This is a genomic window from Acinetobacter sp. YH16056_T, from assembly GCF_024605895.1.
Classification (GTDB): domain Bacteria; phylum Pseudomonadota; class Gammaproteobacteria; order Pseudomonadales; family Moraxellaceae; genus Acinetobacter; species Acinetobacter amyesii.
Window position 1 is genome coordinate 2,285,982 of sequence record NZ_CP094545.1, and the last position, 12,237, is coordinate 2,298,218.

Below are 12,237 nucleotides of genomic sequence, written 5' to 3' on the forward strand. Positions count from 1 at the left end.
CTCTGTTCTGTAGCATGATTGCTCTAAGAATAGAGGTTTTTTCATGCAAGTTTATTTAGTAGGCGGTGCAGTTCGAGATCACTTGCTCGGGCACCCCTATCACGAAAAAGATTATGTCGTTGTCGGTGCAACGCCGGAACAATTACTTGCTCAAGGTTATCAACCTGTGGGTAAAGATTTCCCTGTTTTTCTTCATCCAGAGACCAAAGACGAATATGCCTTAGCCCGTACAGAACGTAAGTCTGGACATGGGTATCATGGCTTTGAATTTTATACCGACGTCAATGTCACACTCGAACAAGATCTCATTCGACGTGACCTCACGATCAATGCGATTGCCATGGATGATGCAGGCCAGATTTACGACCCCTATCATGGCCAACAAGATTTAGAGCGACGCATCCTTCGCCATGTGTCTGATGCCTTCGTCGAAGATCCATTGAGGGTTTTACGTATTGCACGTTTTGCGGCACGTTATAAAGCTTTAGGTTTTAAAGTGGCTGATGAAACACTTGCGCTGATGCAAGAGCTTGCTCAATCTGGCGAACTTGAAGCCCTTACACCTGAACGCGTTTGGAAGGAAACGTCTCGTGCGTTAATGGAAGACCATGCAGATGAATATTTTGAAGTTTTAAGAGCCTGTGGTGCTTTAAAAGTCTTATTCCCTGAAATTGATGCGTTATACGGTATTCCACAGCGTCCTGAATATCACCCTGAAATTGACTGTGGTATTCATACCATGATGTCGTTGCAGCAAGCCTGTCGTGCCAATTATTCTTTGGATGTTCGTTTTGCTGTATTGGTACACGACTTGGGCAAAGCACTCACTCCAGTAGATGAGTTACCGCGCCATATCATGCATGAAGAACGTGGTGTAAAACCCGTTACCGAAGTCTGTGACCGTATGCGTGTACCCACCAATACCAAGCAATTGGCCATCTCCGTATGTAAAGAGCATTTAAAATGCCATCAAGCCCTAAGCTTAAAACCGGGGACATTGTGGCGTCTGTTACAACGTATGGATGTGCTACGCCGTCCTGAACGTGTAGAGGCCTTTGTGCAAGCCTGTGAATGTGATTCACGTGGCCGTTTAGGTTTAGAGGATCGTGCCTATCCGCAAGCTCAATACGTTTTAGATGCCATGCAAGTGGTTCGCAATATTAAAGCTGCCGATCTTCCACCCGATATATCAGGGCCGGATATCGGTGAAATGCTGATTGAAAGACGTATTCAAGCCATTGCGGCACTTAAAACCAGTCAGTATGCAGTTGAAGCTTAATTAGAGCACCTTCGGGTGCTTTTTTAATTTACCTTTTCTATATTTTTAAAACTTTAACTTTTGCAATATTTCACCTTGCCCTTTCAGATATAGATAAGCTTTGAAAAATATCAGCATGCACATCAAGGCTCATTCATCTATGCTCTAAGGAAAACCATCGAGCTGACAATATGCATCCCCAAATTCGTCCGTTACAACTCCAAGAAGATCTCCTCGACATTCATCAACTCACACTCCAATTGGGTTATGAAATACCACTAGAGCGACTCCAACAGCATTGGCAGTTGATTCATTTGGATAAGCATTATCAGACCTTGGTGATGACGGCTGATGACCGCGTCATTGGTTATGCAGGTTTTATCCAACAATACAGTTGGGAGTTTGAGGAAGAATTTATTCGGATTCAGGCTTTTGTCATTGATGCCCGTTACCGCGGTCAAGGTTTAGGGCGACGCTTCATGCAAGCCATTGAGCAAAGCGCTCGGCGACAAGTTCTAAAACGTATTTTAATCAACAGTGGTAATCGTCCGGAACGAGATGCCGCACATGCTTTTTATCAAAATTTAGGGTTTGAAGCCTATAGTTTGGGTTTTACTAAATATTTAAATTGATCGGCCAATTTTACCATCAGCCGATCCAGACATTTTTAAGAAATATCGGCTGGGAAACTAATGACTTTTTCAAGTTTTAACTGATTCGTTGCCACCATTAGCAATCGATCAATACCTAAGGCTATACCTGCACACTCGCTCATATGCGGTAATGCAGCAAGCAAATATTCATCAATCGGCATCACATGCAACCCAAGTTTAGCGCGCTCTGCATTATCTGCCTCAAAACGACTTCGTAAAACATCCGCATCAATCAGTTCATCATAAGCATTCGCTAACTCTAAACCTTCGATATAAAGCTCAAATCGTGCTGCAACCAATTCACCATCTTCGTCCACACGGGTTTTCGCCAAAGAAGCCATTTCCGGTGGAAAATCGGTCAGGAACACTGGCGTATCAAAACCGAGGCTCGGCTCAACATAATGCGAGAACAATAAATCGATATAGCCTAAACGGTCTTCACCCAAATCTAAACTTAAACCTACACGACGACAGCAATCTTTTAAATCTTGTAAAGTAGCTTGTAACGGATTCAAATCCAAACGATCCATAAAGGCATGCTTATAGCTCAAAATAGTCGGACGAACTTCACCAAAGCGTTGTTTCAAAGTTTCATTCAATAAGTCCGTCACTTCAAACATCAAGTCTTTTAAGCTAAAACCCGGACGGTACCATTCCAACATGGTGAATTCACTGTTGTGTTTACGTCCATGCTCATCATCACGGAAAACTTTACAGATTTGGTAAATTGGCCCACTACCACTTGCCAACAGACGCTTCATGGCAAATTCAGGTGAAGTTTGCAAATAATGCGTTTGCTTTTGACCATTCACATGACGCTGAGCTTGTACCGATGCTAAATGCACATCGGTGACACCGGCTTGAGAAAGCACAGGTGTTTCCACTTCAAGCACATTACGTGCTGCAAAAAACTGGCGAATTTGGGCATACATCGTGGCACGTGCACGAAGTGCAGTGAGTTCACAACTTGGCTGAAAGTTCATTTGATTCATGCTGCTGGGCCTCCATGTGCAGCCCATTCACGGCGTAAAGGATAGGTTTTACGTAAATAATCAAAGGCTTTTTGATCCACCTTACCGTCTTTTAGGCAAGCACGTAAGTTGGCATCATCACGAGCGATGTCATAAATATCTTTTAAGTATCGATGTAATACCATCTTAAAGTCAGCACCAGTAAAATACTGCTCACAGACGGGCAACTGACTTTCAAAGGCTTTATTTATAGCTTGATTGAAAGTTTGACAGAATGCTTCATAGATCATCTGTGTGCCACGTGCTTTACCTTCCAAGCTATAGCCGGCAATATGCGGTGTCACCACGTAAATTAAATCTAACAACGCTGCTGAAATCTCTGGCTCATGTTCAAAAACGTCTAAGACTACTTTACGCTGAGTCTGTTGAATATCGGCAATTAAGGCAGCTTCTTCGACCACTGGCCCACGCGCGGAATTAATCAAGATCGCAGTTGGCTTCATAGCAGCAAGCGCAGCAGCATTGATTAAATGATAGGTCGGATGTTCACCCTCTTTGGTCAGTGGCACATGGGTACTAATCGCATCTGCATTTTTTAACAGTTCTGCAAATTCAACTTGTTTCACCTGATCAGATTGCACAAATGGATCATAGCCAATGACATTCCAACCTAATAATTGTGCCATGACAGCCAAACGTAAACCGACATTACCTAAACCAACGATGCCCAAAGTAAATTGTTCATTTGCATTCAACAATTTAGGTTTAACGTAGAGCAATGCCGTAATCACATATTCAGCAACCGCTTGTGCATTACAACCTGCGGCATTTGACCAAGCAATGCCCTGCTTTTCTAGAGCGGTAATATCTAAATGATCTGTTCCAATCGTAGCACTACCGACAAATTTGACTGCGGTCTGTTGAATTAAGTCTGCATTTACCTGAGTCACCGATCGCACCAATAATGCATCGGCTTCTTTAACATCTGCATGGGTCAATGTTCGACCTGCCGCTTGCTTTATTTCACCAAATTCGGAAAAAAAATACTCAGTAAATGCCAGATTTTCATCTGCAACGATTTTCATAGTTCATCTCATAGTTCCACTATGAACATGATAACGCGTTGCTCATGCCATGACTATTCTTCTGCACATAAGGCACAGTGCCTTCAATCTACAATCTTGATGATTAAAAATTATATTAGCGACAATAATCTGACTGCTGATCATCAATTAAGGACAAGGCCGCCTGCCAAGCCGCTTGTATAATGGGCTCGACCATCGGATTTTCAAACTGCTGCAGCGTATGTTCACAAACCTTCGGACTTGGATAATGCAATGTAGCACTCGACAATGCTTTTACTTGAATTTGACAAGCCCGTTCTAAAAAGTAAATTTCATGAAATGCCCGTGCCACACTATCCCCAGTCGCAAGCAAACCGTGATTGCGTAAAATCATGCAGCGATAATGCCCCATATCCTGCACCAATCGTTCACGCTCTTCAGTTGAAAAGGCTATGCCCTCATATTCATGATAAGCAATGTTCTGATAGAACTTTAACGCGTGTTGTGAAATTGGCAATAAACCGTGTTCCTGTGCAGAAACCGCCACGCCATCCGCAGTATGCGTATGAATCACACAATTAATATTTGCACGCGCATGATGTAAGGCAGAATGAATCACAAAGCCTGCGGCATTCACCATCTTCCCTGCATCATAGGCTTCAATAATTTTACCTTCATGATCAATTTTGACCAAATCAGAAGCCGTCATTTTGTCAAAGGTCACACCATAACGATTAATCAGAAAATGCTCAGGTTCATGACTTAAACGCAGGCTGATATGGGTATCAATTAAGTCGGTCATTTTATAATAAGCCACCAAGCGATACAGTGCCGCCAATTGACAACGCGCTTGCCATTCCAGTTCATGAATAAGCTCTGGTTTTTGCATGGGTGAATTCCTTTTCTAAATCGATTGATCTTGTTTTCTGTTTATTGTGAATAATTAATAGCATGTCATATCCATGCTGTATATCAGCTTCGCCTGTAGAAAAAAACTATTCAAAAAATTTAGGCAATAAAAAACCCCAATGTAAAACATTGGGGTTTTTTGAATATGGCGGAAGCGGTGAGATTCGAACTCACGGAGGACTCGCGCCCTCGTCGGTTTTCAAGACCGGTGCATTAAACCGCTCTGCCACGCTTCCATGGCCGCTATCATATAAATAAAAATTCAGCTTGGCAAATTATTTTGCTTTATTTTGAACACTTGGCGAATCGTTCATACAAAATTTAGGCGATTCGAAAATTTTGGATTAGGTCAGAAAAATTGAAGGTGAATAAATATGTATTAAATTGAGATCATAGCTAATTGCATTGCCTAAATTTACACATATAAAAAAACCCTGATGTTAAAAACATCAGGGTTTTTGAATTTGGCGGAAGCGGTGAGATTCGAACTCACGGAGGACTCGCGCCCTCGTCGGTTTTCAAGACCGGTGCATTAAACCGCTCTGCCACGCTTCCATGGCCGCCATCATATAAACAAAATTCAGCAATGGCAAATTATTTTGTAAAAAATACGTCTAATTGAACAAAATAAAAGCAGTTTGTTATTTTTCAGTACTTTCGCCCATTTCATAACGAATTGAATTGATATACCAACATTTTTTTCCCAATGGAGTTAGGACTTCGACCTCATCATCCACTTGCTTCGACAGGAGTGCTCGAGCCATAGGTGAATCAATTGAGATATGCTGCGGATGATGATCATAAATTTCATCTACCCCCACGATTCTTAGTGTTTTTTGTTCGCCGTCTTCATTTTCAATTTCGACCCACGCCCCAAAATAGACTTTCCCTTTTTGTTCGGGTGAATAATCGATAATACGAAGCTCTTCCAAACGTTTTCCCAAATAGCGTACACGTCGGTCAATTTTGCGTAACAATTGCTTATTATATTGATAATCCGCGTTTTCCGAACGGTCGCCAAGACTGGCCGCCCAGTTCACTTTTTTGGTAATTTCAGGTCGTTCTTCATGCCATAAATGTTGAAGTTCAGCGACCAATAAATCGTGTCCACCACGGGTAATTAAGTTAGATTTCATGATGATTTTTCGGCCTTGAGCAAGCGCTGATTTTTACAAAACATGCCTATTTTATCCTCCATTTCTACACAGGCAAAGTATATAAAATTTATTCGCAAACAAAATCAATTATTTATGTTACATATTTTAATATTTTTTCGTACAAAATTTGACAAGTATTTTTTTGCTTATTATTATGCGCACATCTTTCAGGCTTGTTTAATTTTTATCCAGTGTAGATTTTCTACATATTTCCCGAAAACCCCTAGTCATTTTTGAATGACGTCATGACTGCCCAACCCTTATTGAATTTATCAAACTTGAAAAAGTCTGAGGCGTGTTTGCCTTTGCTTTTTAGGGCATAAATTACTTGTAGCGGAGACAACATGCACAGTAGTTCAACTTCTGGGTCGAGGCTTTGCCTTAACTCTTTTAACTCTCTCCCATTTAAAGCGCTTGCACTTAGTACTGTCTTAATTCCTTTTCACAGTATTAATGCCAGCAAAACAGCTCATCAATATGATGCTGTCGTCAACAGTAATAAACTCACTGTTGTTGCCGTTGCCAATCCTGACATTGTTTTTCAGGATGGTAAACATCGACATGGTTTTGGTTACGACCTTGCACGTAACTATGCAGAAAGTTTAAATGTCCAATTAGATTTTAAAACAGTGAATGACAATGCCACTGCTTTAAAAATGGTTGCCAAAGGTCAAGCCAATTTTGCTATGACCACTGCCGAAATGAGTACCATTGAAGCCAAGCATTTGACGTCATTTTCAGCCAGTTGTGGTGATACCGTTTCTTTGAAAAAGAATGGTTTAAACAGCAACTTAAACTGGGTATTTAAAAATGCAGACGATCCACTCAGCCAAACCGCGAGTGGCTTTATTTGCCGTGCCAAACAAAATGGCGCAATTGGACAGTTGGCATCATTCTACAACCATAATGTGGTCAAACAAGATTCTTGGAATGTGATTCAACGTGATTTAAGTAAACGTATGCCGATCTATAAGGCAAGTTTTAAAAACACGGCCAAGCAATACGACCTAGACTGGCATTTATTGGCAGCAATTGGTTATCAAGAGTCTTACCTCAAACCTGACTCGGTATCCCCAACGGGTGTTCGTGGCATTATGATGCTGACCAACAGTACAGCAAAAGCCATGGGTGTGAGCAACCGTACAGATGCGACTCAAAGCATTCAAGGTGGTGCAAAGTACTATGACCAAATGTTAAACCGTTATAGCAACATTCCCTACCCAGATCGTAATTGGTATGCCTTAGTGGCTTATAACATGGGTCCTGGTGCTGTAAGTCAGATTCAAAAGCGCATTAAATCTCAGGGTAAAAACCCGAATAAGTGGGTGAACTTATATGCTTATCTTGACCGTAACAAAGCCAGCAATGGTCGTTATCGTCAAGCCGTGCAATATGTCACGCGTATTCGTGCTTATTTGGAACATATTAAAACCACACCACAACTGGTGAATATCTAATATGTGTCCATCTAACATTTACATGTGAGCGCACAAAAAAAAGCTTACCTTCGGGTAAGCTTTTTTCGTTTTGGACTTAAGCAGTTTGCTCAAGTACTTTTTTGAATAAATCTTTTTGTTCAGTACTTGGTTTTGCAGTTTGCAATGCCATCAATTGTGACATATCACCTTGTACTTTAATTTTGCCCGTCATAAACGCTTGCATCGCTGCAGCCATATCAAACTCAAGGAATACTTTACGTAACGTTTCAGCATCCATGTTCAACGTTGTTTTCGCGTTTGAAGATAAACCTTTTTTAATTGCACCACCGTCTAATGACAATTCAGTATTGCCTGCAGCGTCAGCAACTACAAGGTTAATTGCAAGATTAGCCAATGCAGGTGGTAAGTTTAAATCACCAGCTTGAGCTGTCAGAGTTTCTACAGTTGAAAACCAATCATCAGTTAAAAAAGCAGGCATGATCTTTCCTCAATTTATTTTGTTCGTGTGTGTTGCCGTTCCGGACAACATCAGTGCAAGCATATTTTGCTTGAGGCTTGTTATAGCATGATCATTTGCGAAAAGGCTAAAGTTTTTTGTACGCACCGTTCAATATTTAACTGTTTAACAACAAAATGAGAAAAATCATAAGCATAAAAAAGGCATTCCGTAGAATGCCTTTTGTGTGATGAAGTTTTCGGCTTAATCTGCCATAAACCCTAAGTTCACCATATTAATGCGTTTGCTTTCAGGCTCACCTTCTTCAGTTGAACAACTTTCGCTATTTTTGAAGTCAAATTCGCGTTGTTCATCCAAGGCTTCAAAGTCGAATAACTCACGGTCTGCCAGTTGTGAAGGCGATACATTTTGCAATGCGCCAAAAATACTGTGTAAACGTTTTGGAAATTCTTTATCCCAAGTACGCAGCATGTCATTTAGCATCGCACGTTGTAAGTTTTCCTGTGAACCACACAAGTTACATGGGATAATTGGGAACTTACGCATTTCTGCATACTTGATAATGTCTTTTTCTTCCACATAAGCCAGTGGACGAATCAAAATGTTCTTTTTATCAGAAGACAATAATTTCGGTGGCATGGCTTTTAAGCTACCGCCATGGAACAAGTTCAAGAAGAACGTCGCCAAAATATCATCACGATGATGACCTAAAGCCACTTTCGTCGCCCCAATTTCTTGAGCAAAGCCGTATAACGAACCACGACGTAAACGTGAGCATACTGCACAATACGTTTTACCTTCTGGGGTTAAACGTTTAGTAATGCTGTAGGTATCTTTTTCTAAGATGTAATACGGAATTTTGTTTTCTTCTAAATAACGTGGCAATACTTCTTCAGGGAAACCCGGTTGTTTTTGGTCAAGGTTGACCGCAACCACATCAAAATTAATCGGTGCAATACGCTTAAACTGCAACAAAATGTCGAGCAAGGTATAACTGTCTTTACCGCCTGAAATACAGACCATCACCTTGTCGCCCTCTTCGATCATTTTAAAATCACGAATGGCATGACCGACCTGACGGCGTAGCTTTTTCAATAAACGATAATACGCAGAGCTAGTTGGTAGTTCTGGTTTGAAATTAAATCCTTGTTCGGACTCAACTGGCGAGAACATAGACGAGTTAAACCTAAAAAAAAATACCGCGCAATTTTATCCGATTCGCAGACTTCTCGCATCAAAAGAATGTAATTTCCGAAAAAAGTAAAAATACTGTCATGATCACGTCATCCTCAGCGCATTATTTTATACGGTCGAGTTCATTTTTTAGGCGAAACGCTTATCTTTTGGACTTTTCCACAGTTGTCCACAAAAGCTGTGGATAACTTTGTGGATTTTAAATGACTTGACAAGGTGAGCTGCCCTTATTTTAAGGCTTCTATTTAAATTGATCATTTTTTGATCAATTTATTATCCCTTACTTATCAATGCTTTAGATGTGTCAAGTTATGCTCATTAAAAAAAAATAAATATTTTTTTTGATTATTGAATCATCAAAATGACTTGATTTTTACAAAGTAAAGAAGAAATCAGCCCTCGAAGCCTTTTCATCTGATTTTTTTTTGATAAACTCTATTTTAACTGTTTGGGGACAGAATTTTTTTCTTCACAATAAAATGAAAAACAATACTTGGACTTTGGGGCTGTTATTAAGTGGAAGTGTGGCTATCAGTTTAGCTGCACCGAGCATTTTTGCCGGCCAAACGATCTATCAATTACGTGAAAGTAACGGCACAACGCTACTAACCAATAAACAAGGCCGCTATAGCAATCTGAAAGTCGAGAAAAAAACCTACTATCCGGACAGTAATATCCATAGTTATAGTAACTGGGGCTCAAATGAAGCGTCTGTGTTGCCAAGCTATAGCCGTAATAAAAATGCCTTTGACAATATTATTAAACAAGCCGCGGCCCAACATGGTGTTTCCGAAGGTCTGATCAAAGCGGTGATGCATACCGAATCTGGTTTTAACACCAATGCACGCTCGCCTGTCGGTGCGCAAGGTTTAATGCAACTCATGCCTGCTACTGCACGTCGCTTCAATGTATCAAATGCCTATGATCCACATCAGAACATTATGGCTGGTGCGCGCTATTTATCTTGGCTGCTGAAACGTTTTAATGGCAACACCTCACTTGCCTTAGCTGGTTATAACGCAGGTGAAGGCAATGTCGCAAAATATGGTGGCATCCCACCTTTTCGTGAAACTCAAGACTATGTCCGCCGTGTCACTAGCCGCTACAGCAACCTATATGCTGGTAGTTTAAGTGTCTCGGGTTCGAGCAGTTCAAATAGCACTTCTAATAGTGGTCGGATTATTGCCAGTTCGGACAATTATCATGCTGCTGCCCCTGCTGTTGCCAAGTCACCGGCACGTCAAATTATTCAAACGGACAATGGTAGTTTTACCGATGCACCTTCAGGTTCATTTGCGACAGCAAATGCTTCTGCCTCAGCGCGCATTTATCTCAATGAATAAAATCACTGATTTTGTAAAATTGCATCTGTTTTACTAATTTTTCCTTGAAATTTTAAGACTTTCACCTCATATTGAGTTTAATGATTTTTATTTGTAAATCAGATCATTTTTCTATAATAAGAGGATTTACCCAATGATGCGGATTGGTTTGTTCTTGCTGACCAACCTCGCGGTACTGGTTGTAGCTGGCATAATCTTGTCACTCTTCGGTGTCGGTAGTTACCACGGTGCAGGCGGCTTAAACTTAGGCAACTTGCTCGTTATCTGTTTTGTGTTCGGTATGGTGGGTTCGATGATCTCACTATTCATGTCAAAATGGATGGCGAAAAAAACCACGGGTACAGAGCTGATTGACCCTAATGCACCACGTAGCCAAGCTGAAGCATGGTTACTCAACGAAGTTGCGCAACTAGCACAACGTTCTGGTATCAAAATGCCAGAAGTGGGTATTTTCCCATCGTACCAGTCAAATGCCTTTGCAACAGGCTGGAACAAAAATGATGCTTTAGTGGCGGTTTCTACCGGTCTACTGGAGCGTATGAACAAAGATGAACTCCGTGCCGTACTCGCTCACGAAATTGGTCACGTAGCCAATGGTGACATGGTGACCCTTGCTTTGGTGCAAGGTGTAGTCAACGCCTTTGTCATGTTCTTTGCACGTGTAGCAGGTGACTTTATCGACCGTAATGTCTTCGGTCGTGAAGATGGTGAAGCACCGGGTATCGCATACTTCGTCATTACGATTGTATTAGATATTGTCTTTGGTATCGCAGCGTCTGCTATTGTGATGTGGTTTTCTCGCTACCGTGAATACCGTGCCGATGAAGCTGGTGCGCGTCTAGCAGGTAAACAAGCGATGATTTCTGCCCTATTACGTTTACAAGCAGAATCTGAAATGCCAGATCAAATGCCAAAAGAAATGAAAGCCTTTGCTATTTCTGCGGGTCAAGAACAAGGTTTCAGCTTAGCTGCATTGTTCCAAACACACCCAACGATTGAACAACGTGTTGCGGCTTTACAACAATTAGATTGCCCATAATTCAGCATCTGATGTAAGTCGTAAAAAAGCCTCCCTATGGAGGCTTTTTTTGAGTCTAATTTTTTCTCAGAGCGTTTACTGTTTTATCAATCACTTTTCAGTTGAACAGCCTTTCATTGCTAGCACTCAAGCCACAAATCTGTCCTATCTACAATACCCCATTGGCCTTTAACCATTGCCAAAGCAATGAACCGCCCATGTAAATTGCAAAGATAAACACCAATAAGAAAATCATCCCGAGTATATCTGGGATATGGATCCATAACCATGCAATCACAGGGTTACGCCAAAAAGCCGATTGCTGTTGTTTCTCTTCTAATTTTTCATGTAAAAACGGATGTACCACATGTTGATCTGTACTGATTTGATATTCTTCACGTATATGCGTGTGTACGACATCTAAAGCTTTACGGCTCGGACGAATAAACACATCGAAGATCGTCCCCGCGACAGGAATAAACCCCACGACAGCATCCATAACCGCGAGTTTCATCACACCATTTAATTTGGCTTGTGGTACGCCAATCTGTTTGGCCTTATAGACGGCATAGCAGGTCAAGACGAATCCTGCAATATCACCAGCGACCGGAATGGTACTCAACGCTGCATCTGCACCTACCCCTTGTCGGGTAAATGGAATCCGAACCACAGAGTCCATCATATTGGCAAACTTGGCGAGATCGCGTTCAAGGCGAATGACTTCTTGCTTTGACATTTTTTGTTTTAATGGTTCAGTCATGTTTTATCCAATAA

12 protein-coding genes and 2 tRNA genes are annotated in these 12,237 nt (G+C 41.3%); 5 read left to right on the forward strand and 9 right to left on the reverse strand.

The window, feature by feature from the left end; all coding sequences use genetic code 11:
• Positions 1-43: 43 nt before the first annotated feature.
• A complete protein-coding gene (locus MST17_RS11305) occupies positions 44-1,279 on the forward strand; it encodes a multifunctional CCA addition/repair protein (protein WP_180026679.1) in 1,236 nt (411 codons plus the stop codon).
• A gap of 170 nt (positions 1,280-1,449) precedes the next feature.
• Complete coding sequence (locus MST17_RS11310) at positions 1,450-1,890, forward strand: GNAT family N-acetyltransferase (RefSeq protein ID WP_180026678.1); 441 nt, start codon at positions 1,450-1,452, stop codon at positions 1,888-1,890.
• Positions 1,891-1,925: 35 nt separating this feature from the next.
• Here MST17_RS11310 and epmA read toward each other — a convergent pair whose 3' ends face one another.
• From epmA to greB, 6 genes are all read right to left on the reverse strand, one after another.
• Positions 1,926-2,894 (reverse strand): EF-P lysine aminoacylase EpmA, encoded by a 969-nt coding sequence (gene epmA / locus MST17_RS11315; protein ID WP_373685440.1) that lies wholly within the window; start codon positions 2,892-2,894, stop codon positions 1,926-1,928.
• 5 nt (positions 2,895-2,899) lie between these two features.
• Positions 2,900-3,967 carry a 4-phosphoerythronate dehydrogenase gene (locus MST17_RS11320; protein WP_180026676.1) on the reverse strand — a complete coding sequence of 356 codons (1,068 nt, stop codon included), beginning with the start codon at positions 3,965-3,967 and terminating at the stop codon, positions 2,900-2,902.
• A gap of 115 nt (positions 3,968-4,082) precedes the next feature.
• The gene (locus MST17_RS11325) at positions 4,083-4,835 is read right to left on the reverse strand and encodes a class II aldolase/adducin family protein (RefSeq protein ID WP_180026675.1); all 753 of its coding nucleotides are present in this window, start codon (positions 4,833-4,835) and stop codon (positions 4,083-4,085) included.
• A gap of 166 nt (positions 4,836-5,001) precedes the next feature.
• Positions 5,002-5,091: transfer RNA gene (locus tag MST17_RS11330), tRNA-Ser, on the reverse strand.
• Between the two features lie 229 nt (positions 5,092-5,320).
• Positions 5,321-5,410: transfer RNA gene (locus tag MST17_RS11335), tRNA-Ser, on the reverse strand.
• Between the two features lie 86 nt (positions 5,411-5,496).
• Complete coding sequence (gene greB, locus MST17_RS11340; protein WP_180008380.1) at positions 5,497-5,991, reverse strand: transcription elongation factor GreB; 495 nt, start codon at positions 5,989-5,991, stop codon at positions 5,497-5,499.
• Positions 5,992-6,356: 365 nt separating this feature from the next.
• Here greB and MST17_RS11345 point away from each other — a divergent pair, with 365 nt between their 5' ends.
• A complete protein-coding gene (locus tag MST17_RS11345; RefSeq protein WP_180026674.1) occupies positions 6,357-7,469 on the forward strand; it encodes a transglycosylase SLT domain-containing protein in 1,113 nt (370 codons plus the stop codon).
• A 76-nt stretch (positions 7,470-7,545) separates the two neighbouring features.
• On the opposite strand, the gene MST17_RS11350 is transcribed toward MST17_RS11345, so the two are convergent.
• Together MST17_RS11350 and ttcA are read right to left on the reverse strand one after the other, a co-directional pair.
• Complete coding sequence (locus MST17_RS11350) at positions 7,546-7,929, reverse strand: SCP2 sterol-binding domain-containing protein (RefSeq protein ID WP_078190434.1); 384 nt, start codon at positions 7,927-7,929, stop codon at positions 7,546-7,548.
• A 222-nt stretch (positions 7,930-8,151) separates the two neighbouring features.
• On the reverse strand, positions 8,152-9,081 hold the full coding sequence (ttcA, locus tag MST17_RS11355; RefSeq protein ID WP_168378304.1) for a tRNA 2-thiocytidine(32) synthetase TtcA: 930 nt from the start codon (positions 9,079-9,081) through the stop codon (positions 8,152-8,154).
• 500 nt (positions 9,082-9,581) lie between these two features.
• Here ttcA and MST17_RS11360 point away from each other — a divergent pair, with 500 nt between their 5' ends.
• Together MST17_RS11360 and htpX are read left to right on the forward strand one after the other, a co-directional pair.
• On the forward strand, positions 9,582-10,445 hold the full coding sequence (locus MST17_RS11360; protein ID WP_180020710.1) for a lytic transglycosylase domain-containing protein: 864 nt from the start codon (positions 9,582-9,584) through the stop codon (positions 10,443-10,445).
• A 133-nt stretch (positions 10,446-10,578) separates the two neighbouring features.
• Complete coding sequence (htpX, locus tag MST17_RS11365; RefSeq protein ID WP_078190437.1) at positions 10,579-11,484, forward strand: protease HtpX; 906 nt, start codon at positions 10,579-10,581, stop codon at positions 11,482-11,484.
• 148 nt (positions 11,485-11,632) lie between these two features.
• On the opposite strand, the gene MST17_RS11370 is transcribed toward htpX, so the two are convergent.
• Entirely contained in the window at positions 11,633-12,223 is a 591-nt protein-coding gene (locus MST17_RS11370) for a DUF4112 domain-containing protein (RefSeq protein ID WP_180026673.1), read from the reverse strand.
• Positions 12,224-12,237 lie beyond the last annotated feature (14 nt).

Coding starts and splice junctions, on each gene's coding strand:
- MST17_RS11360 (WP_180020710.1), top strand. CDS start 9,582: ATGAAAAACAATACTTGGACTTTGGGGCTGTTATTAAGTGGAAGTGTG.
- MST17_RS11345 (WP_180026674.1), top strand. CDS start 6,357: ATGCACAGTAGTTCAACTTCTGGGTCGAGGCTTTGCCTTAACTCTTTT.
- MST17_RS11320 (WP_180026676.1), bottom strand. CDS start 3,967: ATGAAAATCGTTGCAGATGAAAATCTGGCATTTACTGAGTATTTTTTT.
- MST17_RS11305 (WP_180026679.1), top strand. CDS start 44: ATGCAAGTTTATTTAGTAGGCGGTGCAGTTCGAGATCACTTGCTCGGG.
- MST17_RS11325 (WP_180026675.1), bottom strand. CDS start 4,835: ATGCAAAAACCAGAGCTTATTCATGAACTGGAATGGCAAGCGCGTTGT.
- MST17_RS11310 (WP_180026678.1), top strand. CDS start 1,450: ATGCATCCCCAAATTCGTCCGTTACAACTCCAAGAAGATCTCCTCGAC.
- epmA (WP_373685440.1), bottom strand. CDS start 2,894: ATGAACTTTCAGCCAAGTTGTGAACTCACTGCACTTCGTGCACGTGCC.
- MST17_RS11370 (WP_180026673.1), bottom strand. CDS start 12,223: ATGACTGAACCATTAAAACAAAAAATGTCAAAGCAAGAAGTCATTCGC.
- MST17_RS11350 (WP_078190434.1), bottom strand. CDS start 7,929: ATGCCTGCTTTTTTAACTGATGATTGGTTTTCAACTGTAGAAACTCTG.
- greB (WP_180008380.1), bottom strand. CDS start 5,991: ATGAAATCTAACTTAATTACCCGTGGTGGACACGATTTATTGGTCGCT.
- htpX (WP_078190437.1), top strand. CDS start 10,579: ATGATGCGGATTGGTTTGTTCTTGCTGACCAACCTCGCGGTACTGGTT.
- ttcA (WP_168378304.1), bottom strand. CDS start 9,081: ATGTTCTCGCCAGTTGAGTCCGAACAAGGATTTAATTTCAAACCAGAA.